This is a genomic window from Pandoraea sp. ISTKB (genome assembly GCF_001721285.1).
In the GTDB taxonomy this organism is placed as follows: domain Bacteria; phylum Pseudomonadota; class Gammaproteobacteria; order Burkholderiales; family Burkholderiaceae; genus Pandoraea; species Pandoraea capi.
In genome coordinates, this window is record NZ_MAOS01000050.1 from 125,887 (window position 1) to 152,293 (window position 26,407).

At 65.5% G+C, this 26,407-nt stretch carries 22 protein-coding genes; 8 read left to right on the forward strand and 14 right to left on the reverse strand.

Annotated elements, in window-relative coordinates; translation table 11 throughout:
• Positions 1–70: 70 nt before the first annotated feature.
• The 4 genes from A9762_RS19340 to A9762_RS19355 all read right to left on the reverse strand — a co-directional run bounded on the left by A9762_RS19340 (position 71) and on the right by A9762_RS19355 (position 4,231).
• Positions 71–1,111 carry a FecR family protein gene (locus tag A9762_RS19340; RefSeq protein WP_170836282.1) on the reverse strand — a complete coding sequence of 347 codons (1,041 nt, stop codon included), beginning with the start codon at positions 1,109–1,111 and terminating at the stop codon, positions 71–73.
• Positions 1,112–1,356: 245 nt separating this feature from the next.
• Positions 1,357–1,905: an RNA polymerase sigma factor gene (locus A9762_RS19345; RefSeq protein WP_083254107.1), complete on the reverse strand. Its 549-nt coding sequence runs from the start codon at positions 1,903–1,905 to the stop codon at positions 1,357–1,359.
• Positions 1,895–2,572, reverse strand: a complete 678-nt coding sequence (locus A9762_RS19350; protein WP_069343633.1) for a secretin and TonB N-terminal domain-containing protein — start codon at positions 2,570–2,572, stop codon at positions 1,895–1,897. Before A9762_RS19350 ends, A9762_RS19345 begins: the two co-directional genes overlap by 11 nt.
• Positions 2,573–2,905: 333 nt before the next feature.
• Complete coding sequence (locus tag A9762_RS19355; protein ID WP_240493634.1) at positions 2,906–4,231, reverse strand: citrate synthase; 1,326 nt, start codon at positions 4,229–4,231, stop codon at positions 2,906–2,908.
• 224 nt (positions 4,232–4,455) lie between these two features.
• Here A9762_RS19355 and A9762_RS19360 point away from each other — a divergent pair, with 224 nt between their 5' ends.
• From A9762_RS19360 to A9762_RS19370, 3 genes are all read left to right on the forward strand, one after another.
• Positions 4,456–5,820, forward strand: coding sequence for an MFS transporter (locus tag A9762_RS19360; RefSeq protein WP_069343634.1), 1,365 nt, complete (start codon positions 4,456–4,458; stop codon positions 5,818–5,820).
• A gap of 27 nt (positions 5,821–5,847) precedes the next feature.
• The gene (locus A9762_RS19365; RefSeq protein ID WP_069343635.1) at positions 5,848–6,837 is read left to right on the forward strand and encodes an ABC transporter substrate-binding protein; all 990 of its coding nucleotides are present in this window, start codon (positions 5,848–5,850) and stop codon (positions 6,835–6,837) included.
• Between the two features lie 124 nt (positions 6,838–6,961).
• Positions 6,962–7,675 carry a class II aldolase/adducin family protein gene (locus A9762_RS19370; protein WP_069343636.1) on the forward strand — a complete coding sequence of 238 codons (714 nt, stop codon included), beginning with the start codon at positions 6,962–6,964 and terminating at the stop codon, positions 7,673–7,675.
• A gap of 70 nt (positions 7,676–7,745) precedes the next feature.
• On the opposite strand, the gene A9762_RS19375 is transcribed toward A9762_RS19370, so the two are convergent.
• Entirely contained in the window at positions 7,746–8,462 is a 717-nt protein-coding gene (locus A9762_RS19375; RefSeq protein WP_069343637.1) for an SDR family NAD(P)-dependent oxidoreductase, read from the reverse strand.
• A 202-nt stretch (positions 8,463–8,664) separates the two neighbouring features.
• On the opposite strand from A9762_RS19375, the gene A9762_RS19380 reads away from it, so the two are divergent.
• The gene (locus A9762_RS19380; protein ID WP_069343638.1) at positions 8,665–9,645 is read left to right on the forward strand and encodes a LysR family transcriptional regulator; all 981 of its coding nucleotides are present in this window, start codon (positions 8,665–8,667) and stop codon (positions 9,643–9,645) included.
• Between the two features lie 21 nt (positions 9,646–9,666).
• On the opposite strand, the gene A9762_RS19385 is transcribed toward A9762_RS19380, so the two are convergent.
• Entirely contained in the window at positions 9,667–10,617 is a 951-nt protein-coding gene (locus tag A9762_RS19385) for an AraC family transcriptional regulator (protein ID WP_069343639.1), read from the reverse strand.
• 148 nt (positions 10,618–10,765) lie between these two features.
• Here A9762_RS19385 and A9762_RS19390 point away from each other — a divergent pair, with 148 nt between their 5' ends.
• A complete protein-coding gene (locus tag A9762_RS19390) occupies positions 10,766–11,302 on the forward strand; it encodes a carboxymuconolactone decarboxylase family protein (protein ID WP_069343640.1) in 537 nt (178 codons plus the stop codon).
• A 150-nt stretch (positions 11,303–11,452) separates the two neighbouring features.
• Here A9762_RS19390 and A9762_RS19395 read toward each other — a convergent pair whose 3' ends face one another.
• From A9762_RS19395 to A9762_RS19405, 3 genes are read right to left on the reverse strand one after another with little or no spacing between them, the layout of a single operon-like run.
• Positions 11,453–12,901: a short-chain fatty acid transporter gene (locus A9762_RS19395; RefSeq protein WP_069343641.1), complete on the reverse strand. Its 1,449-nt coding sequence runs from the start codon at positions 12,899–12,901 to the stop codon at positions 11,453–11,455.
• 60 nt (positions 12,902–12,961) lie between these two features.
• Positions 12,962–13,915, reverse strand: coding sequence for an ornithine cyclodeaminase family protein (locus A9762_RS19400; protein WP_069343642.1), 954 nt, complete (start codon positions 13,913–13,915; stop codon positions 12,962–12,964).
• A 52-nt stretch (positions 13,916–13,967) separates the two neighbouring features.
• Positions 13,968–17,426 (reverse strand): molybdopterin-dependent oxidoreductase, encoded by a 3,459-nt coding sequence (locus A9762_RS19405; RefSeq protein ID WP_069343643.1) that lies wholly within the window; start codon positions 17,424–17,426, stop codon positions 13,968–13,970.
• A 98-nt stretch (positions 17,427–17,524) separates the two neighbouring features.
• On the opposite strand from A9762_RS19405, the gene A9762_RS19410 reads away from it, so the two are divergent.
• Entirely contained in the window at positions 17,525–18,451 is a 927-nt protein-coding gene (locus A9762_RS19410; RefSeq protein ID WP_069343644.1) for a LysR family transcriptional regulator, read from the forward strand.
• A gap of 41 nt (positions 18,452–18,492) precedes the next feature.
• Here A9762_RS19410 and pdxA read toward each other — a convergent pair whose 3' ends face one another.
• The 3 genes from pdxA to A9762_RS19425 form a co-directional block, all read right to left on the reverse strand.
• Positions 18,493–19,494, reverse strand: coding sequence for a 4-hydroxythreonine-4-phosphate dehydrogenase PdxA (gene pdxA / locus A9762_RS19415; protein WP_069343645.1), 1,002 nt, complete (start codon positions 19,492–19,494; stop codon positions 18,493–18,495).
• Between the two features lie 100 nt (positions 19,495–19,594).
• Positions 19,595–20,887 carry a four-carbon acid sugar kinase family protein gene (locus tag A9762_RS19420; RefSeq protein ID WP_069343646.1) on the reverse strand — a complete coding sequence of 431 codons (1,293 nt, stop codon included), beginning with the start codon at positions 20,885–20,887 and terminating at the stop codon, positions 19,595–19,597.
• Positions 20,884–21,870, reverse strand: coding sequence for a 2-keto-3-deoxygluconate permease (locus A9762_RS19425; protein WP_069343647.1), 987 nt, complete (start codon positions 21,868–21,870; stop codon positions 20,884–20,886). The genes A9762_RS19420 and A9762_RS19425 overlap by 4 nt, the downstream gene beginning before the upstream one ends.
• A gap of 375 nt (positions 21,871–22,245) precedes the next feature.
• Between A9762_RS19425 and A9762_RS19430 the strand changes: the two genes are divergently transcribed.
• Positions 22,246–23,010, forward strand: a complete 765-nt coding sequence (locus tag A9762_RS19430) for a DeoR/GlpR family DNA-binding transcription regulator (RefSeq protein WP_069343648.1) — start codon at positions 22,246–22,248, stop codon at positions 23,008–23,010.
• 227 nt (positions 23,011–23,237) lie between these two features.
• The gene (locus A9762_RS19435) at positions 23,238–24,188 is read left to right on the forward strand and encodes an alpha/beta hydrolase (protein ID WP_206093600.1); all 951 of its coding nucleotides are present in this window, start codon (positions 23,238–23,240) and stop codon (positions 24,186–24,188) included.
• Positions 24,189–24,275: 87 nt separating this feature from the next.
• Here A9762_RS19435 and A9762_RS19440 read toward each other — a convergent pair whose 3' ends face one another.
• Complete coding sequence (locus tag A9762_RS19440; RefSeq protein ID WP_069343649.1) at positions 24,276–25,208, reverse strand: LysR substrate-binding domain-containing protein; 933 nt, start codon at positions 25,206–25,208, stop codon at positions 24,276–24,278.
• 130 nt (positions 25,209–25,338) lie between these two features.
• Positions 25,339–26,391: an ornithine cyclodeaminase gene (locus tag A9762_RS19445; RefSeq protein ID WP_069343650.1), complete on the reverse strand. Its 1,053-nt coding sequence runs from the start codon at positions 26,389–26,391 to the stop codon at positions 25,339–25,341.
• Between the last annotated feature and the right edge of the window lie 16 nt (positions 26,392–26,407).

Below are 26,407 nucleotides of genomic sequence, written 5' to 3' on the forward strand. Positions count from 1 at the left end.
ACCCGCAAAGCCGTCCTCGAAATTTGTCTCCGTCTTCGAATCCGTGCTCGCGTCCCGCCTCCGATGTCCGCTAGCCCACGACGACGATGCCGCCCGGAAGATGCGTCACATTCGCGCCCAGCACCGCCTGCATCTGCGCGAAAATCTCGCCGATACTGTCGATGCGGAAGCGCCCGCTCAGGTGTTTCTGTGCGAGGCGATCGTCGATCACTACGACTCGCCCGCTGCGATAACGATTGATCTCGTTCACGACGTCGGGCAAGGGCGTATCGCGGAACACCAGCACGCCCGAGCGCCACGCCGTCGCGACGGTGGTGTCGACGTTCGTCGCCCGCCCCAGACGCTGCCCCTGATAGATGACCTGCTCATGCGCGCCCAGTTGCACGCGGTTACCGCCCAGTTCGACGCGCACCGATCCGGACACACAGGTCACGCACACGCGCGAGTCGAGATTGCGCACTTCGAAGTTGGCTTGCGTGCCGATGGCGCGCCCGTCGCCTGCGGCAACGACGAACGGCCCGCCGCTGCGCAGGTTATCGACGGCAATCTCGCCATCGAGCAGGTCGATACCCGGGGAAACACTTTGCGACGTTTGCCCGCCGGTGCCGGCAGGCTTGAGCCAGGCGATACTCGTGCGCGTATTGAGATTGACGGTGACGTCGTTCGCGAGCGCGATCTGACGTTGCTCCCCCGTCGAGGTACGGTAATCGGCATGCGCCAGCGAGGTCATCGCGCCCCAGAGACCCACTGGCGCAATCATCGCCGCACCGACACCGGCCACCGACGCCAACGCGCCGCCGAGGAACACACGACGTCCCACACGCTTCGGACGCCGGACCTCCGCGCGCTCACGCGAGCGCACCATCTCGCCAGCGGGGCCGAGATCGCGCCACAGGCGTCGTGCGTCGGCAAACGCCGCAGCGTGTGCCGGGCTCGCGTCGCACCACTGTTGCAGCGCCTGTGCATCGGCCACGGTGGCGCTGCCGGACGTGAGACGTCGCACCCACGCGTGGGCGTCGCGCTGCACGGCCTGCAAGGCCAGCGTATCGGGCACGGCCTGCCGCGATGGCTGCGGCGCGTGTCGGTTCGGGCTGTCGGGTGCTGCCTTCATGTCGGGTATATCTGTCGATCCTCTGCTTGCAACGAGCGTGCTATCTGTCATGCCGCCCGTGCTTATTGACACCATTCAACGCAATCCATCCCTTGCGGGAAACCTCGGACAATCCGGAACCCATCCGGAATCCGTCCGAAACATTTTGGGCCGTCCTGATGAGAAGACGCTCACCGACGCCGGATCCCGCAAGATTTTTCGAAAATATTTTTCATCGCGTCGCACGACCGTCATAAAGCCGTGCCTCATCTGTCGATGTGCGCGGCGCAAAACTCCTGCGCCTTCTTCAACTCCAGTTCGACCAGCCTCAAGGAAATCCCGAAGCGCTCGGCCACTTCGCGCTGCGCGAGACCATCCAGACGCACCGCCAGGAGAATCTCGCGGCGACGCTGCGGCATCTGCTCCAGCACGCGCGCCAGTTCGTGAAGATCGGAATTCGCTTCGGCAATCTGTGCCGGACCGGGATCGGGGCTCACCAGATCGAGCATCGTCTCGATCTCACCCACACTTAGGCGACGATCCTCGGCGCGCTGCTTGTCGATGGCCGCGTGATAGGCCATGCGATACAGATACGCCCCCGGGTTACGCACCGGCTCGCTGGTCTGCGTGCTCTCCAGACGCACCCACGTATCCTGCAAGGCATCGCCCGCCAGATCCGATGAACCAAGCTTGCGCGACAGCAACGTCTTGAGCTGCCCGTAGCGCTCGACGAGCAAGTCCCTCAGCGTGATGCGCACGGGATTGGCATTCTCCGTCCTGTCTGCGCCTTGCGCATCATCGGCCCTATCTGCCATTCCGGCCTCCGGTACGCTGCCTGCCAGAGGGGCGCTCCTCTGCCGGATCGCCACCCCCATCGCACCCCCAACGGCGGCCCGATGCCTTCGGCAGAATCACGAACGTGAACGGCTGTGCGAGCGATGGCGGCACGGGTTCCCCGATGCGTACCCCTTGCAGTGCGCCGACGACCAGCCGGTCGACGCTCGCATCGCCGCTCGTTCCGAGCAGCCTGACCGGGCCGATTTGCCCGTCGGCGTCGATCCACAGGCGCAGCGCGATGCGGCGCGCCCCCTGCGCCAGCACCGGCTGCGCGCAAAAGGCATCGTGCACGCGTGTCTGGACGAGGCCGAAATAGCGACGGCCCGCACCTGTCTCGGCGGACGCCTCGTCGACAGGATCGGACGTACCGCGCCGCAACGGCACGAGCGCCACCGTCTTGTCGCTGGTGTAACGCGCGGCGAGACCGCTGCCTTCGAGCAGGAGCGTGAGCGCGGCACGTGCGGACATCTCGCCCTGCACCGGCACCGAGACACGGCCAGCCGTCAGAGAACTGTCATACAGCAGGGAGATGTCGGTGAACGCGCCGTAAGCTTCGAGCGCGGACTGCAACGGCGCGGATGGGATGTCGAAACGCAACAGCGGTGCGGGCGCGGTGCCGACATCGGCAGACGCGGCCAATGCCATTGAGGCTGACTGTCCTGCATTCGCACCGGACGCGCCGCTGCCGGGCACGACATCCGTCGCCCAGACACGGGCAGAGCAAGCGCAGGAGCAGATCATCGCGATGCACAGTATCAATATCGGCTGCGGCGTGCTTTTCGCTATGGTTCTGAGCATGTCCGCGCTACTTGGCGCACTGCGGACCCGGTTCGGTGGGGGACGGATCGCACGCGTGCGGAATGGAAATCTGCGCGCAGGCTAGCAGTCCGGTGTGAATTTTTTGTTACATCCTCAATTTGTTATGAGACCGAACCGTCTGACAGCGCCATGTCCGGAACTCCGACATGGCGAGCGTCATTACCGAGTCGACGGCACCTCGAACGACTCGAATGTTTCCGCCACAACCGGGCCGCCATAACCGTATTTGGCACGTGGGCGCAGCATGAACGCCTGCGTGCGTTGCTCCATGACATGCGCCACCCAGCCCGCCGAACGCCCGATGATCCACATGGCGGTCGACGTACCGTCGGGCAATCCCAGCGCCCGTGCGAGCGCCACCAGCCCGGTCGCCAGACCGGCGTGGGCGTTCGCCTCGGTGCGCATGCGCTCCAGAAAGTCGAGCGTCAGCCGGGTGTTCCTGCGTAGCGCGTCGTCGATGGTGCCGTCATCCGTCTCGTTCATCAGTTCGCCCGCGATCTGCATCATCAGATCGGCGCGCGCGTCGCCGCCCGGATATAGCGGATGATTGAAGCCAAGCAGACTCGCACCATATTCGCGGACGCGCTGAACGCGCGTGTCCAGCGCATCGAACGGCTCGCACAGCAACAAGGTCTCGATCTTCTCGGTGCTGGTGCCGGTGGTAAAGCCGATGTGTGAGCCGATGGCTGCCGCCACACAGCCGAACAGATCGGCGTTGGTGGACGCCGCCACGCGCGCGGAGAACGTCGCCGGGGCGAGTTCGTTGTCCGCCAGCACGACGAGTGCCGCGTTCATGGCGCGCAGCCTCGCAGGTGTGACAGCACTGCCGGCCGCACGCAGCAGTTGCGTCGCAACACTCTCGTCGCGCTCGCGCGCCACGAAGCGTCGCTGCGGCCCGAGAAAGCCCACGCATCCGACCATGCAATGCAGCATCGCGCGGGCCGCCTGCACGGCAGTGCCGTCGGCCAGTTCACGCGCGCCACGCCCATGCATGGCCAGCGCGAACGGCACCATGCCCAGCAGGTTGCCGATGTCAGCGCTCGCCACTTCGCCGTCGTAGGTCGACAGAAAGCGCAGCACGTCGGGCGGCGTCTCCTGCATCGGCCAATCGGCGATGCTGTCCTGCCAGATCCCCGTCATCAACAAATGCACGACTGATTCGAACGACGCCCCGCCGCTCGCCAGATCGATCGCCAGCCGGTTGCGATAGCGCGGACCGTGCGGCGTGATCTGCGTGATGGCCGAGTGCAGCACCGGGTCGCCGAAGCGCATCGTCGATTCCGCCACGGCGCCGGTCGGTGCCCGTCCCCGCTTGCGGGTTGCCAGACGCTCGACGTCGCGACGCAGGTAAAGGCTCTTGCGGCCGTCCTCATGCGGCCGCGCACGGATCAATCCCCGGCTCACATAGGCATAAAGCGTGGCCGGCTTGATATCGAGCATCGCCAATACGTCTTCACGCGTCATCAGGTCGGTTTGCTGCGTCATCGTCTCCCTCTGAATGGTCTCGCCACGCACGCCGTCGCCTCGCTGCGACGGCTTTGCGGCACATCATGCCACATTCATATTGACTTTAAAAATCAATATTGATAAACAAAAATTCGATCAGTAAAGTCATCTCCGCGTGCACAGCAAAGTCATTGCCAGACAACAAAGACACTGCGAGCCGGCTTCGTCCGAGCGTCGACAGGTCGCCCATTCGGAGACAACGCATGGCCCTGGACCTACCCTCGCGGGCAGGCGAACGCATCGACGTTCGCGACACCCTGCAATCCGCCCCGCTAGGGGCCTTTCACTACCGGCTCGCGACACTGCTCGCGCTGATCCTGCTGTTCGACGGCTTCGATCTGTACAACGCCGCTTACATCGTTCATGACGTCACCCGCCTCTGGCATCTGACACCGAGCCAGATCGGCGTGCTGCTGTCATGCGGACTGGCCGGATTCGCCGCCGGCTCGGCCGTCTCGGGGCCGTTCAGCGACCGCATCGGCCGCCGTCGCGTCTTGCTCACCGGCATCTGGCTGTCGGGGGTGATGAGTCTTGCCATCGGGTTATTTGCCCACGATCTGCGCACCTTCATCGGACTGCGCTTCGTGATGGGGATCTCGCTGGGCCTGCTCATGCCGGTCGCGGTCACCTACATCAACGAAATCGCGCCCAAGCGCAGCGCCAACGTCTTCACCATCGTGTTCTTCTCGTGCGGATGGATCGGTGGCGCGACAGCGTCGGGCTTCATCGCTGCATGGCTCATCCCGCAGTACGGATGGCAGAGCATGTATTACGTGGGGGCGCTGTCGGTGGTGCTGGCGTTGGCGCTTCAGTTCGTGCTGCCGGAGTCGGTCTCGTTCCTCGCCAGTCGTGGCCAGCAGGAAGCGGTGCGGGCGCAGCTCACCCGGCTGTGGCCTGCGCGTGCGGCCGAGTTCGCCACGGCGACATTCACCTCGCCCGACGCCGGCGTGAAAGCCGGTTCGGTCGCCGCGCTTTTCTCCGGTGAGTTTCGCCGTCAGACGATTTGCCTGTGGTCGATGGGCGCGTTGTCGCTCTTCTCGTCGTATGGCCTGTCGGGCTGGCTGCCCACCATCATGCTGGCACGCGGCGAGAACCTCTCGACGAGTTTCGCCTACGGGTCGCTGCTGGTCTTCGCCTCGGCATTCGGCAGTCTGCTCACCGGTGTGGTGGCCGACCGCATCGGCAACCGCCGTCTCGCGATGTCGCTGGCGTGGTTGTGCGGCGCGGCGGCCATCGGGGTGCTCGCAACGATCACCGGCGGCTCGGTCACGTTCGTGGGCATCGTGGTAGCGGGCATGTTCGTCATCGGCACGCAGACCGTGCTCAACAACCTCGTCGCCGTGAGCTATCCGACGGAGATCCGCAGCACCGGCGTCGGACTCTATCTCGGCATTGCCCGGGTCGGCGCGATGTGCGGCCCGGCCATCGCCGGCGTGCTGCAACAGGCAACGGGTGGCGCGGGAACGATGTTCTTCGTGCTCGGCGCAGCACTCGTCACCGCCGCGATGCTCGTCTTTCTCGTCGCACGCCCGGAAAACCTGCCGAAGGCCCCGGCCTTCGGTCATTGACTCCTTACGTCTGCATCGGAACGCTTCATGAACAGACTGACCCTTTCGCTCGCCGTCAACGACTACGACCACGTGCGCGATCTGCTCGACGGTCGTGTCTCGGCCCAAGGCATCGACCTCGTGCCGTCCGTGTTGCCCGTCGAAGAAATCTTCTATCGCACGACGCATTTTCAGGAGTGGGATCTCTCGGAGATGTCGCTCGCCAAATATGCGTCCCTGCGCTCGCAGGGCGACGACCGGCTGATCGGTTTGCCCGTGTTTCCGTCGCGCGTGTTTCGCTTGTCGTCGCTCTATGTACGCGCAGACGGCAGCGTGTCCTCGCCGACCGACTTGCGCGGCAAGCGGATCGGCGTGCCCGAGTGGGCACAGACGGCGTCGGTGTACTCGCGCGGCTGGCTGGTGCAGGATCAGGGCGTGGCGCTCGCCGATGTGGAATGGGTGCAAGGCGGCGTGAATCAGGCAGGACGCCGGGAGAAGGTCGCGGTGCGCGTGCCGGAGGGCGTGCGTTATCGCCCGTCGCCCGAGAAGTCTCTCACCACCCTGCTGCTCGACGGCGAGATCGACGCGATCCTCAGCGCGCGTCCGCCAGCGCCGCCCCCGGGGCGCGAGCGCGAAGTGATCCGGTTACTGCCCGACTTCGAGACCGCCGAGCGGTCCTATTTCTCGCGAACGGGCATCTTCCCGATCATGCATCTGATCGTGATGCGGCGCGATGTCTTCACCGCGAATCGATGGATCGCGAACAACCTCGTCAAGGCGTTCACGCAGGCGAAGGACGCCAGCATTGCGCGACTCGAAGACATCACCTGTTCGCACTTTCCGTTGCCGTGGATGAGCCAGCGCGCAGCACAAGCCCGCGAAATGTTCGGCGGCGATCCGTGGCCATACGGTGTCGCGCCCAACCGGGTCACGCTCGACGCCTTCCTGCGCTTCGCCTTCGAACAGGGTGTCTGCCATCGCGAGATGCAGGCCGACGACCTGTTTCCGCCCGAAGTCTCGGCCGCCGTGCGGGTGTGATCCGGCCCGGCGCCTGCCTTCGCGCTCCGACTTTCCATGCTTCCAACGACACCTCTCCGACACCATCATGCAAGCCCAAACCGCTCATACCCCCTACGTTCCCGCAGAGACCGAACACGATGCGATGACGATCGCGCAACTGTGCGAAGACCTCGCCGCTGCCAATCACGTACTCGCCCATCATGAAGTGCTCGACGGCTTCGGTCACGTGAGCGTGCGCGATCCGCGCAATCCGGCGCATTTCCTGATCGCGCAATCGATGGCGCCCGAACTCGTCTCGCCCGACGACATCCTCACGCTCGACCTCGATTGCCAGCCGGTCGACGGCGACACGCGCAAGCGGTATCTCGAGACGTGGATCCATAGCGAAATCTATCGCGCCCGTCCGGACGTCAAGGCCATCGTGCACAGCCACTCGCCGTCCGTGATTCCGTTCGCCGCATCGTCGGTACGACTGCGCCCGGTGTATCACATGGCAGGCTTTCTCGGCAGCGGCGCGCCGGTGTTCGACATCCGGCACTGCTTCGGCTGCACGGACATGCTCGTGCGCAACGGCGAACAGGGCAGAGCGCTCGCTGAGTCGCTGGGCGACTCGGACGTCGCCCTCATGCGGGGTCACGGCTTCGTGGCCACGGCCCCGTCGCTGCCCGCCGCCGTCTATCGTGCGATTTACACCGAACTCAACGCGGGCATGCAAGCGAAGGCCATCGCGCTCGGCGGCGACGTGACGTATCTGGACGAAGAAGAAGGCAAGCGCTCCACGCAGACCAATCTCGGCGTGATGGAGCGGCCCTGGACGTTGTGGAAACGTCAGGCGGCAGCCCTGCGCGGCGAGTGATCGAGCGTCGGTCCGCGTGCGCGCAACCCCGTTGTGCGCACCGCAAACGCACGGGTCGCCGGTGAAGCGATCACCACGGCACCGTGCGTCCGAGGTAATCCACGTAATGCAGCCCGGCGCGGCCCTCGTGCGCGGTGATGGTGTGGATCAGCGCGGGAATGCTTTCGTCGATGCTTAACCGCGCCCCGGCGCCGCCCATGTCCGTGCGCACCCAACCGGGCGCCATCAGCAACAGCGCGCGCGGGTCGTCGCGATGCCGCGCGGCGAAGCTGCGCATGAACATGTTCAGCGCCGCCTTGCTGCCGCGATACACCTCGTAATTGCCGTTGGTATTGTTCGTGAGGCTGCCCTGCCCCGACGACATGACACCCAGCGTGCCGCTCGCGGGCACCAGAGACTCGAACGCCTCGATCACCCGCATCGGACTCAGCGCGTTCGTGACCATCACGCGCACGAACTCGTCGGTGGATACGTCGGCAATCGTTTCCCGGTCGTCGTTCTTCACCCCGGCGTTGACGAACAGCAGGTCCAGACACCGCCCGGACAGCCGTTCGCGCAAGCGTTTGACCTGCGAGGCCACCGCAATGTCGACGGTCTCGACTTCCAGCGCGCCGTTCGCCTTGGCGGCCAACGCATCGAGCCCGGCGCACGAGGCTTCGCGTCCCGTCGCGATCACGTGCCAGCCGCGTTCCAGATAGCCCTCGACCATCGCGAATCCCAGCCCGCGCGAAGCGCCGATCACCAATGCCGTTTTCCGGCGCGTCGTTTCAGATGTTGTCTTTTGCATATGCCATTCCTCTTCAAAGTCGCTACACGCGTCGCGCCTTCGCCACCGGCGACATGCCGGGCAGCCGTGCGACGCGACCCGCAGAGAAATATAGGAGGACGGGATACCTGGCGGAAGACGCAGCGATTGCACTGATAACATGCACGAAACGCCTTATCTCGTGCGAAGCCCCGTGCACGCGCCATCACGACTGGAAACGCCTATGTCCGACCCCGATCTGAATCTGCTCGTTGCGCTGGACACCTTGCTCGCGCAGGCGAGCGTGGCAGGTGCCGCGCGGCAACTCGGGCTGAGTGCGTCGGCCATGAGCCGCACGCTGAGTCGTCTGCGCGAGGTCACCGGCGACCCGCTGCTGGTGCGTGCGGGCCGACGCATGGTGCTCACGCCGCATGCCGAACACCTGCGCTCGCGCAGCCGCGGCGCCGTCGATGAGGCCCGCGCCCTGCTGACGCCAGCTGCGGCGTCGCTGGATCTGGCGAACCTGCATCGGACGTTCACGATTCGGGCGAACGATGGCTTTGTGGAGGCGTTCGGCGCGCGCCTGATCACGTCGGTGACAGCAGTCGCGCCGCATGTGGGTCTTCGGTTTCTGCCCAAGGCAGAGAAGCACGCGGACCCGCTGCGCGAGGGGCGCGCCGATCTCGAAATTGGCGTACTCGGCGCCGTTGGAAACGCGGGCAACATGGGACCGGAGATTCGCGTGCAAGCGCTGTTTCGCGACCGGTTTGTCGGTGCGGTGCGCTCGGGTCATCCGCTGGCGACGGGCATGTCGTCCGGCACTTCGTCCGATAGCCACAGCGATACCCCGCCTAGCGTCGAGCGATACGTCGCCTTCGGGCACGTCGTGGCATCGCGCCGGGGCATTGGCAACGGACCGGTCGACGACGCGCTCGCGGCGTTGGGGCATCAGCGGCAGATCGTCGCCGTCGTGCCCAGCTTTCCGGCAGCGCTGGCGGTGGCGCAGACGTCCGATCTGATCGCGCTGGTGCCGGTGTCGCTGCTGCAAGCGCCGCACGCACGGCGAGGACCGGCCTCGCCCGCCCCCTTCCACAGCTTCACGCTGCCCGTCGCAACCGCTCCGGTTACCGTGTCGTTGATCTGGCATCCGCGCATGGACGCCGATGCCGCACATCGCTGGTTGCGTCAGCGCATCGTCATGGTGTGCCGTGGCGACGCCGCCTGACGGCCGAACGCGCCAGCGGCTTTAGCGCCGCTCCGCCTGTCGCGCCTGAGCCCGCCACTGCGCGGGCGTCACGCCGACGACCTTCTTGAACACACGCTGGAATGCGGCATCGGACTGGTAGCCGACGGATTCGCCGATGTCGGCCACGGATGCCGTCGTATGCGCCAGCTTGCGGCCTGCGAGCGTCATGCGAATCTCGGTGAGGAAGTCGTGCGCCGAGCATCCGAGCGCCTCATCGAAGCGCCGTGAGAACGTGGCGCGCGACATGTGGCACAACTCGGCCAGATCGGGCAACGACCACGCACGCTCCGGCGTATCGAACATCGCCGACAGCGCCGGTTGGAGACGAGGTTCGCGCGCGAGGGCCAGCAAGCCGCGCGGCGAGTTATCGCTCTCGCTTGCCGCGCGCAGCGTCATCGCGAACAAGGCCCCCGACAGATTGCCGACGAGCGCTTCGCATCCGGCCTCCTGCGCCATCGTTTCGTCGCGCATGAGCGCGATCAGCCGCGCCAGCCGGTCGCCGATACTGCCCGGCGCCGGTGCCTGCCCATCGGCCTGCCGCCCCCCTCGCACCACCATGCGCGACGGCAGGTACGTCTGAATCAGCCCATACGGCACCGTGCCGAAGAAGAAGCGTCCGCACAGCACGTCGGCCGCATCGCCGTTGCCCTGACGCAAGATGGTGAAACCCGCGCCCGCTTCGAAGTGCGGCGGGTCCTTCTGACGCCCTTCCCCCTCATGCAGGGAATGCGCGTGCCCCGCCGGAAACATCACGATATCGCCCGCCGTCATCACGACCGGCGCCCCGTCGCCATGCTCGACGGTGGCGGTGCCGCTCAGCAGCAAGTGCCAGGCGATCTGACTGTCGGGCGCACGCGCCTCGTCGATCCGCCACGGCGTGCCGAAATGACAACGGAAGTCGAGTTGTCCGGTCACGGGAATCAGTGTCAGGAGGCGATCCAGCAGATTCATAGGGGTGAGGTCCAGGATTCGTCTTGAGACGATTGAGCATAATACCGAGAAAAACAGGCATTAAAGATATCACCAATCCTCCCTAAGATGGGATCCATGCCGTCGCCACTCTGTCGCGGTATTTCCAACCCACTGAAGGAGTTACACCATGAGCCGCATTTCCACCGTTTCGCCCCAAGACGCTACCGGCCGCACCGCCGAACTGTTCGGCAAGATCAAGGCCGGGATGGGCAAGGTGCCTAACCTCTTCCTGACGATCGGCACCCACGCCCCGGACGCCCTCGAGACCGCGCTCGGCCTCGACGCCGTCATCGGCAAGACCAGTCTGGCGAAGCAGGACATCGAGACGATCCGTCTGGTGGTCAGCGAAGTCGGCGGTTGCGATTACTGTGTGGCGGCCCACACGATGGTCGGCAAGATGGCCGGTCTTGCACCGGAGGCCATGCGTGCCGTGCGCGCCGGTGTGGTGTCCGGCGACGACCGTCGCGACGCGCTGGCGCACTTCGTCCGTACGCTGGTGACCACGAACGGCACCCTCGGCAACAGCGAATACCAACGGGTGCGCGACGCCGGTTTCACCGAACGTCAGATCATCGAAATCGCGCTGGTGATGTCGGGCATCACGTTCACGAATCTGGTGAACCGCATCAACGACACGGATCTGGATTTCCCGCGCGCCGACTGACCCCGTCGTTCCGCTCGCGCGGTGTGTGAAAGTGCAAAGCGCCTCCCGGTGTGCCCGGGAGGCGCTTTTGCTTTTGCTGATACTTTTGCCGTTGCCTGAGACGTCGGCCGTGATTGAACACGGCACGACGTGGCCTGATGTGGTGTCACATCAGGGCATGACCGGCGGATGATAGGTCAGCGTCTGTGCGAGCCACCAGAGCATGATGATGACCACCGGGAAGTGCACCAGCAACTGCGTGAACGTGTAGCCGACCACGTCGCGAGCCCGCAGACCGAGCACACCCAGCAACGGCAACATCCAGAACGGGTTGATCAGGTTCGGCAGCGCTTCGGCCGCGTTGTACACCGTCACGGCCCAGCCCAGATGCACGTGCAGATCGTTGGCGGCCTGCATCACGTACGGCGCTTCGATGATCCACTTGCCGCCGCCCGACGGCACGAAGAAGCCCAGCACCGCCGAATACACGCCCATCACGCCCGGGAACGACTCCTGCGACGAGATCGCCACGAAGAAGCTCGACAGGTGATGCGAGAGCGTCTGCCCGTCGAGACCCGGCGCCTTCGTCAGCAGATAGGCAATGCCGCCATACAGCGGGAACTGAATCAGCACGCCCGCGACCGACGGCACCGACTTGGCGATGGCATCGAGAAAGCGGCGCGGACGCCAGTTCAGCAACATCCCCAGCATCAGGAACAGGAAGTTGTAAGTGTTCAGATTCGAGATCGCCAGCAGCGGGTCCTTGGTCGTGAACTCATGACCGATCCACAGCGCGCCCAACGCCACGATGAGCACCGTCACCAGCGGGCTGTATTCGAGCCAGTCACCGGGACGTTGCGGACGTCCGTATGACTTCGTGGCATCGTCGAGAGACACACCGAGGTCGGCGGCCACCGTCGCACGGTCGTCGCGCGGCGCGGAGTAGTACGCGAGGATCACGGAGATGACCGTCAGCACGGCGGCAATCGCCATCGATTGCGGCAGGAAGATCGTGTCCGAGAACGGAATGACACCGGTGATCTCGATGATCGCCTTCGGCAAGCTCGCCGGATTCGCCTGCAACTGCGCGGCCGATGAACTCAGACCCAGCGCCCACGTTGCGCCCATGCCGAGATACGCCGCCGCACCGCCCGCACGATAGTCCATGCGGATGTCGTCGCGCCGGGCGATGGCGCGCACCAGCAGACCGCTGAACACCAGACTGATCGCCCAGTTGAACAGCGAGAGCACGATACTCACGAAGGCCACATAAGCCACGGCGCTGCGACCGCTGCGCGGCACGGCGGCCATCTTGCGAATGAGTGCGGCGGCCGGCGGGGAAACCGCGACGACGTAACCGGAGATGGCGACGATCGCCATCTGCATCGTGAACGGAATCAGGCTCCAGAAGCCGTCGCCGAATGCGACACCGACCTTGACGGCCGGCACGCCGATGGCGAGGGCGCCGCCAGCGCAAACGACCACGGCAAGGGCGGCGAACAGATAGGCGTCGGGAAACCAGCGCTCGGACCAGCGCGTGACCGATGCTGCCAGACGTTCAAGTAGGCCACCGCCTTGCGGCGACGGCGTGGTGCTCGATAGTGAAGATCCCGGTTTCATTTCCTGCGTTCCCCTTGCTGTAGTGTGTGCTTGATTGACGTACCGAACGCCCGTAGCCGTTCAGTGATCCTGCTGGTCTTGCGTGGCGCGCCAGACGAGCATCGCGGCCGCAAGGTCTTCGAGCGCGGTGCCCACCGCCTTGAAGACGGTGCGTTCGTCGCGGGTGTTGCGACGAATGCGCCCCCCGCGGCAAAGATCGGCGAGCGTGCCCCGCACGTCCTGCGCCGTGAACACGCCGCGCGACATCGGCCCGAGCAACTCGCCCGACTTCGCCAGCGCCTCCTCGGTGTCGACGAACAACGTCGCACCGGCAAAGCACGCGTCGTCCGCCTCGCGCATCTGCGGCGTGAAACTGCCGATCAGATCCAGATGCACGCCCGGCGCGAGCCATTCGGCCTGCACCACGGGTTCAGTGGCCAGCGTCGCGCAGGTCACGATGTCGGCTTCTGCGACCGCCGCGCGGGCGGTCTCGCAGACTTGCGCCTCGAAGCCCTGCGCACGCAATCCGTCGACGAGTCGCGCCGCGGCGGACGCATCGCGATCCCATACGCTCACGCGCTCGATCGGGCGCACCGTGCGATGCGCGAGCGGCACCAGCGAGCCCACGCGTCCCGCGCCGAGCAGCGCGAGGTGCGACGCGTCTTCACGCGCCAGATACGCCGCGCCCAGCGCCGACGCGGCTGCGGTGCGGCGCGAGGTGATTTCGTTGCCGTCCATTTGCGCGAGCGGCACTCCCGCCGTGGCGTCGTACAGCAGATACGTCGAATGCAGGCCCGGCACACCACGCTGGGCGTTGGCCGGTGCAATGTTGACCGTCTTGATGCCGAGGAAGCCGCCCGGCTGCCACGCCGGCATGATGAGCACCGTGGTGGCTGCGCCCGTGGCCGGGTCCGGAATGACGTGCGTGTGGCGCAACGGCACTTCGCATCCCTGCACGAACATGTCGTTGAGCGCGTCGAGCAACGGGCCGAATGCCAGGGCGTCCCGGGTCGTGGCAGCGTCGATGATTTTCATGGGGTCGGTTCCTCTCTGAAATGGACGGAAGGAAAGATGGAGGGAGGGAATCTCAGGCGTCGATGACGATGGCTTCGCGCGGCACGGCCTGACAGGCCAGACACATGCCCGGCTCGTCGAGCGCCACGTCGCCCATGTGATCGACTTCACCTTCGAGCACGCGCACCGCGCAACTCTCGCACTGTCCGACGCGGCACCCGCTCGGCAGCGACAGTCCCAGCGACTCGGCGAACGACAGCAGACTGCCGTGCGACGGCGTCCAGACGGCCTCGCGGCCCGAACGTGCGAACCGCACAGGCCACGCGGCGTCGGCATCGGCACGCGGTGCGCTCGGTGACCGGAAGGCTTCCTTGAACATGTCGAACGCCGGCATGCCGCGCGCCGCGAGTCCGCCCATGACGGCAGCCATCATCGGCTCCGGGCCGCACAGGTAGACACGCGCGCGGCGCGCGATGAGCGTGTCCGGCACGACCGCCGCCGACAGACGCTCGGACGACGCGTAGTCGCGCCCGAGCACATCGACGTCACGCGGCGCGTCGTAGTAATTGACGATATGCACGCCCGGCAACCGTGCGGCCAGCGCCGCCAGACGCTCGCGAAACGCATGCGTCGCGCCGCTGCGATTGGCGTAATGCAGCCAGACTTCCGGTGTCTGCCCGACACCCCGCTCGGCCTGTTCGGCAAGCGATTCGAGATAGCAGAGGAACGGCGTGATACCGATGCCCCCGGCAAAGCACACCACAGGCTGACGGCTTTGCAGCGGCATGACGAAGCGTCCGGACGGCGCGCCGAGTTCGATCACGTCGCCCACACGCGCGCCGGTATTGAGCCAACTGGAGACGATACCCTCGAACGGCTCGCCCGCCGCGCTGCGCCCCTGCTGATGACGCACGGCGATGCGGTAACCCCGGCGGGCCGGCTCGTTCGCCGGTCCGGTAAGCGAGTAGGCACGCGTGACCGGTTGCGCATGACCGGGCACCGGTACGCGAACGGTGACGTGCTGCCCCGCCAGATAGTCCGGCAGCCCCACGTCGTCTAACGGTTCGAAGGCGATGGCGCGCACGCCATCGGCTGCCGCAGCGAGTTCACTGATACGAAAGCGCGCCAGACCGTCCCACGGACGATGCGACGGATCGCTCGCGGCGTCGCGCGCCACATCGCAGCGAAACGAGCGCAACGGCGACGACCCGCTGATCGGATCGATGTCACGCGTGGTCACCAGCGCGTTGAAGTTGCTCGACTGCTCGCCCGTCATGACGAAGCCGCGTCGGCCCACGCTGTCGCACGCCTGCCACCAGCCGTACTCGGCGAGCAGCACGTCTTCGCCGACGCCGGTATCGAACGCCGCACGAAACCGTGCGACGCCCGCCGGGGTCGTCACCCGCACCCAGTCGCCCTGCGCGATCTGCTTGCGCTGCGCCAGCGCCGGATGCAGATGCACCACCGGATCCGGCGCGCGCACGCGCAGGCTCGCGAGGCCGCGATGCTGGCTGTGACAGTAGTAACCGTTCTTGGTCGAGCCGAGCACGAGCGGGAAGCGTTGCGCTTCGTCTTCCGTTACGTGACGTGGCGCCACATGCACCGGCACCGGCGGGTAGCCGTGACGCAGCAGACGCTCGGAATACAGTTCGACGCGCCGCGTCTCGGTCGCGAAACCTCGCACGCCCCCGGCTTCGTGACGCGCGTACTTGCGCTCGTACTGCGGTTGGGGACGCGAAATCCCCTCGGGGTGTGCACGCAGCGTCTGCACATCGAGCCCGGTCGGGGCGAGTTGGTGATTCCACGCGGCTTCGAGGCTGCCGCCGAAAAAGGCGTCGCCCATGCCCAGCCGCACGGCCAGATCGAACACGATGTCGTTGTCGCTACGCGACTCGCCGCGCGGTGACACCATGCGCTGACGCAGTTGAATCAGGGCATCCGCCCGATCGTCGATCTCGAAGCCGGGGCGCAGACCCTCGCGCTCCCACGGCGTATTCACCGGCAGGAGGATGTCGGCGTAACGCGACGACGGCGTCTCGAACAGATCGCAGTGCACGTGGAACTCAAGCGCTTCAAGTGCCTGCTTCGCCATCTCGTAGTCGGCGTGCGATGCCAGCACATTGGTACCGAAGCAGAACATGGCGCGAACGCGATACGGCTCGCCGTCGAGGATCGCTCGATACGTGTCGCGTGCCGTCACCCAGCCGCGTGCGGGCGGTCCCAGCGGACGCTCGTCGATGCCCAACGCCTTCGCCTGCTGCTCGGGACTCAGCAGTTCATGTTGCGCAACGGCGTTCACCGGCTGACGCGTCATCACGCGATTGCCACCGCGCCGGTCGAAGCTGCCCGTGAGCGCGTACAGCACGGCAATGGCGCGCTCGATCTGCGTGGCGTTGGCATGCTGCGCCACACCCGACCATGCGTGATACGCGACACGCTGCGCGCCGTCGAAAAGGCTGGCCGCCGCGTCGAGTTGCTCGGGCGTCACGCCGCAAAGCTCCGCGACCGTCTCGGGGTCGTAAGGGGCCAGCCCTTCGCACAGCAGGTCGAACGCGGGACGGCAGACGATGCGCTTCCCGTCACGGCCATCGACCGTGAACTCGCCGCGCAGCGCCGCGTAGTTGGCGGCGTCCCGTGTCAACGCGTGGGTGGTGTCGTAGACATGCGGGGCGGCAGCCGCTTCGTTCCAGATGACGAAGGCGTCCGGCAACGCGCTGTCGTACGTCGCCAGTTCGCCAGCCAGCAGGAAATGGCCGTTATCGCTGCGCACGAGCATCGGCGCGTTGGTCCAGCGTCGCACGAAGGTGTCGTCGTAGCGCCCAGTGTCGATCAGGCGACGCGCGAGGCCGAGGGCCAGCGCCGCATCAGTGCCGGGACGCACCGGCAGCCACGCGTCGGCGTCGCCCGCCAGCGGCGTCTTGCGCGGATCGACGACGAGCAGCCTGGCGCCGCGCGCACGTCCGCGTCCGATGGCGTTGGCCTGACTCAGCCACGTGCTCGTCGGGTTATGGCCCCACAGCATGATGACGTCGGCTTGCGCGTAGTCGGCTGTCGGCATGCCGCAGCCGAACGTGAACGCGTGCGCGAAGTCTTTGTGCCAGTTGCAGATTTCCGTCGCATAGACGGTGTTGGGGCTGCCGAACACCCGGATGAAGCGCTCGATCCAGTCGATGCTGTCGGACAGCGGCGTGCCGCTCGGGGTGGTGACGCCGAACGCCACGGCATGGGCGCCGCTCTCACGCCGGATGTCACCCAGACGCGTGGCGATTTCGGTGAGGGCCTGATCCCACGAGATGCGCTCCCAACGCGGGTCGTCGGCGCCCTTCGGGGCCGTACGGCGCAGCGGCGTGGTCAGGCGATCCGGGTGATGCACCAGCTCCGGCGCCGCCTTGCCCTTGCGGCACATGGCAGCGCCGTTCGGGTGCGACGGATCGGGCTCGACCGCGATCAGCGCGTCGTTTTCCACGCGATTGAGCGTACCGCAGCGGGATCGGCACAGCGTGCAGAACCCGGGCTTGACCTCCTGAACCATGTCCCGTGCATCTCTATAGGAATTGATATTCCGATGCTATACAGGGGGCAGTTTTATTACTAATATAAAAAATATAGTTTGCAATATTGATTTTTTCAATGAAACCAACCCTGCGTCAGATCGAGTATTTCGTGGCGGTGGCCGAGACGGGACAAGTGATGCGCGCCGCCGAGCGGTGCAGCGCGTCGCAGTCGTCGCTCACGATTGCCTTGCAGAACCTGGAGGTCATTGTGGGCACGCCGCTGTTCGTGCGTCACGCGAAAGGATTGCGACCGACGGAAGCCGGCGAGCGCTTCCTGCGACATGCCTACCGCATTCTCAACGCCACGGACGATGCGCTGCATGAAGCGCGCACCCTGCCCGACGACGCCGGTGGCCGGTTACGGCTGGCCGTCACCGAGACGATCTCCGCCTATCTGCTGCCGTCGGTCGCGAGCACGCTGTCGAAGCGCTTCCCCAACGTCGAACTGACGCTGATCGAGGGCGACCGGGAGGAACTGGAGGCGGGGGTGCTCGCGGGGGATGTGGATCTCGCTCTGCTGCTGGTATCGAACGTCGTCGCTGACGGTCTTGTCTCGCACACGCTGCTGCGCTCGACGCGCCGTTTATGGACAAGTCCGGGGCATCCGCTGCTGGACAAACCGACGGTTACGCTCGACGACGTGCGCGGCCAGCGCTTCTTGCTGCTCGACATGGACGAACACGTGCAGACGGTCGAGCGCTACTGGCATGCGGCGAAGGTCGAGCCGGTGGTGCATTTCCGCACGCGCTCGATCGAGTCGATTCGCAGTCTGGTGGCGCAGGGGTATGGCGTATCGATTCTCTCGGATCTCGTCTACCGGCCGTGGTCGATCGATGGCGGACGGATTCTGCGACGGGATCTGGGCACGGGCGTGCCGTCGATGGATGTGGGACTGGTGTGGGCGGCGCAACGTCCGCCGCAAGGGCTGACCGAGCGTCTCGTCGGTGCGCTACGCACGCTCATCCGCGAAATCAACGATCGCGGGCATATGGGCATCGAGTAAGGGGCTGACGACGGCTTGAGCGCCGCCGCCCCTCATCCGGATCACGCGCGGCGCGTGGCCAGCTCAGCGCCTTGACGCAGTGCTTCGAGCAGACTGCCTTCGTCGGCAATGCCCTTGCCTGCGATGTCGAATGCCGTGCCGTGATCGACCGACGTGCGCACCACTTGCAGGCCGACCGTCACGTTCACGCCAGCCTCAAGACCCAGCACCTTCACCGGGCCATGGCCCTGATCGTGGTACATGGCGACGACGAGGTCGAAGTCGCCGCGACCCGCGCGGAAGAACAGCGTGTCGGCCGGCAGCGGGCCTTCGATGTCCCAGCCGCGCTCGCGCAACAGTTGTACCGCCGGCACGATCTTCTCTTCCTCTTCGCCGTAACCGAACAGACCGTTCTCACCCGCATGCGGATTGATGCCGCACACTGCGATGCGCGGGTTCGCGATACCCGCCTTCACCAGCGTGGCATGACCGCGCTCGATGGTCCGTTGCACCAGACCCGGTTCGATCTTGCGAATGGCGTCGATGATCCCGATGTGCGTCGTGACGTGAATCACGCGCAACTGCGGCGCGACCAGCATCATCGACACTTCGTCCACGCCCGTCAGATGCGCAAGCATCTCGGTATGACCCGGGAACTTGTGACCGCCTGCGTGCAAGGCTTCCTTGTTGAGCGGCGCCGTGCAGATGGCGTCGATCTCACCGGCTTCGGCAAGCTTGGCGGCGTGCGCGATGTACTGATATGCGGCGTCGCCGGCGATGGCCGACAGTTCGCCGAACGGCAGGTCTTCCGGAATCAGGTTCAGGTCGATGCACTCGATCACGCCACGCGCGAACGTCGCCTCGGAGACCGTCTTGATACGACGCACGGTCAGCGGCGTCTTGACGATGGCGATGGCCTGTTCGAGACGGCGTGCGTCTCCGATCACCACCGGACGGCACTGCGCATAAACGCTCTCGTGCGCCAGACTCTTGACGATGATTTCCGGGCCGACGCCAGCCGCATCACCCATGGTGATGCCAATGACAGGGAGGTAAGGGTTCATGGCGTTTGCGTTCCTATCCGTTTCGTTGGGGGTGTCCGGCCTGTCACTGCGATGGCCGGAACGATATCCAAATGTGTTGCTGTTGTGCTGGCGGTACCGCTCACCCACGCGCCGCAGCGCGCAAATGCCGATAGGCGCTGTGAAGCGCAGCCTCGCCGCCGAAGGCACCGGCCTTCGTGACGACGTGCATCGGCGTGCCGTTCGCGGGTCGCCCCACGGCCACACCCGGTTCGACTTCAGAGAGCAGTTCCAAAGCACCGATGTTCGCAGCGCTCAGCATCGCGCGCGCGGTCTCGCCGCCCGTCACGATCAAGCCTGACAATTGCGTGAAATGCGGTGCGATCAGCGCCGCCAGTGCGGCCGACAGCTGCGCGCCTTCGGCGGGATCGAACGCATCGTCGCGCCCGATGCGCACCAGCAGATCAGTGCCCTGCCCGATGGCCTCGCCGATGCGCGCGCACCAGTCCTCGCTCTCGGGATGCGACGCGCCCGCGCGCAGCACCTCCGGCGGAACGATCCACTCGACCACGTCGTTGTCCTCGCACAGCCGCGCGCACTGCTGACGCGAAACGGCGGACAGACTACCGACCAGCGTCAGGATGCGGCCAGCGGCGGCGTGACGACCGGTCGTCGTGTCGTTCGCTGTCGCTTCCGCCTTCTCGATCTCGATCTCGCTCGTCAGCGCAGCGCTTTCCGGCGTTTCGAACAACGCCGGCAATTCGGCCAGCTCGCGCGCGAGGCCGCCCGAACCGACCCAGAAGATATCTGTGAGCGTAGCGCTCGCCCGCGCGAGCATGGCGAGATCGTCGTCCGTCTGCGCATCGACGATCAATGCCGTGACGCCATCTTCGCGCGCCTGCGCGATGGCTTCACCGAGCGCCGCCTGCACTTGCGCGAGCTCGCCACGCAAGGCACTTGCGGACACAATGCGCGACGTCATGCCGGCCGCGGCCAGCATCGGCGCCAGACGCGCTTCCTGCCCTTCGTGCTCAAGCTGCCAGGTGTCCGTCTCGGCCAGTGGTACGCCGCGCACGAACACTTCGCCGTTGCGCACGGTGCGGCCCGTGGCCGGGAATGCGGGTGCGACGATCGCAAGCCCCGCGAGCGGCTGCAACGCCGCGACTTCTGCGACCCAGTTGCCACGCAACGTGGAGTCGATTTTCTTGTAGAGACGACGACCCGGGGCCGCCAGCCGCCGCCAGGCGGCAACGGCACGCGCCGCTGCATCGGCCGGGGCGAGACGACGCGTATCCGTGTCGATCGCAACGACCTGCGCCAAGGCATTGAAGCCGTCGACATCCAGCGACACCACACTACGCCGTCCGGCATTGGTAAAGCCGATGGCACAGTCGGCAGCGCCGGACAAATCGTCGGCGACAATCAGAACACTCACTGCACGGCCCCCTTGCCTGCCATTGCACCGCGCGCCATGGCACGCTTGGCAACGGCTGCCGTCAGGATCGGCGAGACGATGGCGGTCACGACCACGCAGGCGGCCACGAGCAGCGTTGCGCTCTTGGCGGCTTCTTCATAAACCGGGTTCGCTGCCGCGATCAACGCAGGCACCGCTGCCGCATTGCCCGCCGTGTTGGCGGCGGCCGTACCGGCCACCCCCGTGCCGCCCGTCAGACGGTCGACGATGTACAGCGGAATGCCCGTCACGACGACCACGGCGAAACCGAGCAGGATGCCCAGCAGACCGGCTTGCCAGACCTTGTGCAAATCGAGACCGGCGCCGAGCGCCAGCGCGAAGAACGGGATCATGACCGGCACGGCGCGTCCGAGGAAGTCGCGCATCTCGCGGTCGAGGTTACCCAGCAGCATGCCCACGGCCAGCGGCAGAATGCTGCCCACCAGCGTCGGCCACGGGAACGCCGACAGACCGGCAACGCCCAGCGTGACCATCGTCAGGAACGGGCCCGATTCGAGCGACATGATCGTATAGGCGCCCACGTCTTCCGAACGGCCGTATTGCCCCATCAGCGCCATGTAAAGGCCGCCGTTGGTGTCGTTCATTGCGGCGACCACGGCCAGCGTGGAGATGCCGGCGAACATGCCCGACGACACCGGCGCTTCACCGAGGAAGTGACCGAGCACGATACCGACGACGATCGCCGCGCCCACCTTGGCCGCGAACAATGCGCCGCCCTTCTTGATGAGGTAAGGCGTGGCCTTCACGTCGATGCTCGCGCCCATGCAGACGTAGAACACCGCCAGAATCGGCAGCGCGCCCGTGAACAGCGCATTCGTGAACGAGCCGAAGAACTTCGGCATGCCCGGCATGAACGTGGCGATCAAGGAGCCGATCAGCAGGGGGACAATCATCATCCCGCCCGGCACGCGCTCGATCCCGCGCTTGATACGAATTTGAGCCATTGTTGTCTCCCGACTGATATCGATATTGATTAATCGATCATTTTTTTGATCGATTTGAGCAGACGGAAGTCTAATCGCTGCCAGAAAAATGTGCAAATTTTGTGACTAGGGGTTTATCCTCGGGTGAAATCGATCAAAACGGCATCATCGAGCGACGCCAAAATGATTGAATCGATCATTTTCGATCGATGCCAGTCACTGGCACCGCTCGACGACCACGCCACTCGCTCGCCGATCGATTTCCGGACGCGGCAAGCTACACTATGCGCGCCGCATGGCGATCCTGCTTTCGGCACCTGCGTGGGTGCCCGTGCGGGCAACTTCGTAGCGTCCGGCTGTGCAGACCTACGGCATCCATCCGCTGACTGAACTTCCATGAAAGTAGCCAACCGCCGCGAGGCGATATTCAAAGCTGTCCTGTCGGGCATGACCGATGTCGCGGCGCTCTGCGCGCACTTCGGCATGTCGGAGGCGACCGTGCGGCGCGACTTGCGCGCGCTGGCGGACGAGCGGCGCATCGTGCGCACGTACGGCGGCGCGGCCGCGCCGGTGCGCATGCACGAACCCGAAGAGTCGCTGGAATTGCGACGCGAGAGTTTCCGCGAGCAGAAGGACGCCATCGCGCGCGCCGCCGTCGCGCATGTGGCAGACGGCGACACCATCTTTCTCGATGGCGGCACCACGACCGAAGCGATGGCGCGCTTTCTGGCCGGACGCGAAAACGTTCAGGTGGTGACGAACAACCTCCTGGCCGTGGGCGCGCTCGCCGCCAATAAGGTGCCCGTCACGCTGATCGGTGGCGACGTGCGCCCGTCGAGCATGAGTGTGCTCGGGCCGCTGGCGCAACTCGCACTCTCGCGCGTGTCCGTCGACAAGGCATTTCTCGGTGCGGACGGCGTCGTCGCCGGTCGTGGACTGTGCGAAGCCTCGGCGGAACAGGCATGGCTCAAGGAGTGCATCATTCGCCAGTCGGCCAGCGTCTATGTATTAGTGACGGCCAACAAGCTCGATCGCGCGAGCCAGCAGCACTGGACCCCGTTGGAGCGCGCGTGGACCCTCGTCACCGACGCGCCGGCCGATGCCGACGCACTCGCCGAATTCCATAAACACGCCGAAATCGCCGTCGAGTCGGTACGATGAATTCAGTACGATGAAGTCAGTACGATGAAGTCGGTGCGCTGAACGCCGTCTGAACATGACCTTGTGTGCCGATCCGTGACGTCGCTCGTCCCGGTCGGCCTTGTAATCTGCCGAGACATTTATCCACCTCAACGCGACGTCAATTCGTTGGGATGTGCCGTCGAGATTTGTCCCGCGCAGAATATCCGTCATTGCGCGATGTGCGCGTTTGCCCGAGCGAAACCCCGATGACGATGAACCGACGCACGCTGCTGCGCTCCATGACCCTGGCGAGCATGGCGGCAATGGCTGGCTCCCTGCGCGCCGCCCCGCGCGCCACCGAAGCGCGTGCGACGCAGATTCCGCTATGGCCGGGCATGCCGCCCGGTGGTGGTGGCCCCGGCGGTCACGTGGAAACGAGTGCCAAGGGCGCCGTCAGCAATGTCGCGACGCCGTATCTCGACGTCTATGTCCCTGAACGTCCCAATGGCGCGGCGATGCTCGTGGCGGCGGGCGGCGGTTACAAGCGTGAACAGATGGGGTCGGAAGCGATTCCCGCCGCGCAGTGGCTCGCTGAGCGCGGCGTCACCGCGTTCGTGCTGGCGTACCGTCTGCCGAACGAGGAATGGGTCGACGGCGCGCTCGCGCCGTTGCAGGACGCCCAACGCGCCATGCGCATCATTCGTTCGCAAGCGCACCAGCGCGGGCTGGACGCGGAGCGCGTCGGGGTCCTCGGCTTCTCCGCAGGCGGACATCTGATGGGATTGACGGCAACGCGCTCGGGCTTCGCGTCGTATCGTCCGGTCGACGACATCGACACGCATTCGGCGCGACCGGCCAACGCCGCTTTGATCTACCCCGTCATCACCCTGCTGCCGCCGTACGATCACACCTCCACGCGTCGCATCCTCGTCGGCAATCATCCGACGAAGCAGGAAAGCGCAGAGTGGTCCGTGGAAACGCACGTGAAGCACGGGTGCCCGCCGGTCTTTCTGACGCAGGCGGACGACGATCCCATCTCCAACCCGGAGAACACCCGCATCATGAAGCGCGCCTGCGAGCAGGCCGGGGTGCCGGTCGAGTTCCATCCGCTTGCCAGCGGAGGTCATGGTTTCGGTATGGGGAAACCGGGCACGCCGACCGTCGAATGGCCGGCCTTTTACGAGACGTGGCTACGCGCTCGTCAGATGATCGCCTGAATGCGAGACGGCAGCCGGTAGCGAAAGCCGAAGGGAGCGAGGCGCAAGACACCTCGCGACTGTCAGTCCGTCGATTAGCTAGCAGCGTCAGCCCGCCGTATTCCTCGCCGCCGGGCCATGCACCAGACGCGAGTACGAGACGAGCATCGACACCAGTTCCTGCGTGGCCAGCGTGAACGGCGCCGAGCGGCGCGCCACGAGACAGACATCGCGCGGATCGAACGCCTCCCGAATCGGAATGCTCGTCAGCGCGCCGGAGAACAGCGTCAGCTCCGAGAGCACGCGCGGTTCGATCGTCAGATAGTCGGACTCGCAGACGATGTGAAGCGTCTCCAGCAGCGACTCCGCCGTCAGCACGATCTTCGGTGCGCCGAGATTCTCGGTATTGAACAGGCTGATCAGCCGGTTTTCGGCCCCCCCGACAATCCCCGCCGGACGGATACTCACCCACTCGCAATCGACCAGATCTCGAATTGACGTGACGTGCGCCTTCGGATGCCCCTTGCGGGCGATCACGCTGGGCACCGAACGGTACAGACGCTCGATGGACAGATCGACGTCGCTCACCTGCGGGGCGAGCGGCGCGAGGGCGAAATCGAGCCGTCCGTCGCGAATACGCTCGATCAGCATCTTCGTGTAGCCGCTGGTGACATGCACCTTCACGCGGGGAAAGCGCTCGACAAAGCGCTTGACCACCGGCAACAGCAACTCGGCCAGCGGTTCCGACGTCACGCCGAGCGTGATGTTGCCTTCCTCTTCACCGCGCGACTGCATGACGTCCTGCGACGCGAGTTCGCAGTCGCGCAGGATGGCGTTGGCGCGCACCAGAAAGCGCTCACCGATGGGCGTGAGACTGATGCCCTGATGCGAGCGGTTGAGCAGCGTGACGCCCAACTCGCCCTCCAGGCCCTGAATTGCCTGCGTCAGGGTGCTTTGTGCGATGTCGAGCGTGCGCGCCGCGGCGCGAAAACTTCCCTGCTCCACCACAGCGCAGAACACTCGAAGCTGGACTAATGTCATGGGACCTCTCATCGTCTTGACGGGCCGGCGCGAGGATCGCGGACATGGCAGTCATGCCCGGGCCGGTTCGCTTGCGCCGCAAACGCGCCATCGTACCGCACTACCCCGGCGCCCAAGCCCTTCCCGGAAGTCAGGCGGCGCGAACGGTCGCGCCGGCCTGCGTCGCCACGGGTGCGACGAGCTGGTACAAGTCCTTGCAGTTGTCCAGTTCGGGGATCAGATCGATCACACGGCCCACGCCCGCGTCGCGTGCGAGGTCGTGCAAATAGCGCAACGTGGAGAAATCTTCGAGCGCGAAGCCCACGGAGTCGAACACCGTGACCTGTTCGGGCGTCTCACGTCCCGCCACTTCGCCCGACAGCACTTGCCAGAAATGGATGACCGGCGAATCTTCGGGCAGATGTTGAATCTCGCCTTCGATACGTGTCTGCGGTTCGAACTCCACCATGACGCGCGCCGCCGTCACGATATCGGTATGCAATTCGGTCTTGCCCGGGCAGTCGCCGCCAACGGCGTTCAGGTGCATGCCCGGCTCGATCATGTCCGGCGTTAGGATGGTCGCGTTCGCCTTGTCGGCCGTGACGGTCGTCACGATGTCCGCCCCGCGCACGGCGTCGCGCGCTGAAGTGGCGCACACGATGCGCAGGCCGGGCACGTTCGAGAGGTTGCGCACGAGCTTGGCGGTGGCATCCGGATCGACGTCGAACAGACGGATCTCTTCGATGCCCAGCATCGCGTGAAACGCGAGCGCCTGGAATTCGCTCTGTGCACCGTTGCCGATCAGAGCCATCACACGACTGTCGGGGCGCGCCTGCACCTTGGCGGCCAGCGCCGACGTGGCGGCCGTGCGCAGCGCGGTCATCAGCGTGAATTCGGACAGCAGCAGCGGCGCGCCGGTGTGCACGTCGGCCAGCACCGAGAACGCCATCACGGTCAGCAGATTGCGACGCGTATTGATCGGGTGACCGTTGACGTACTTGAAACCGTACAGGTCGCTGTCGGAGACGGGCATCAGTTCGATGACACCGTCCTTGGAGTGGTTGGCCACACGCGCCGACTTGTCGAACTCGGGCCAGCGCAGGTAGTCGTTGCGGATGTAATCGGCCAGTGTCGCGATGAACGGCGCGACACCGGTTTTTCGTAACAGCTTTTGAACGTCGTGAATGTCGATATAGCGAGTCATAGATTGTCTCGTTGTC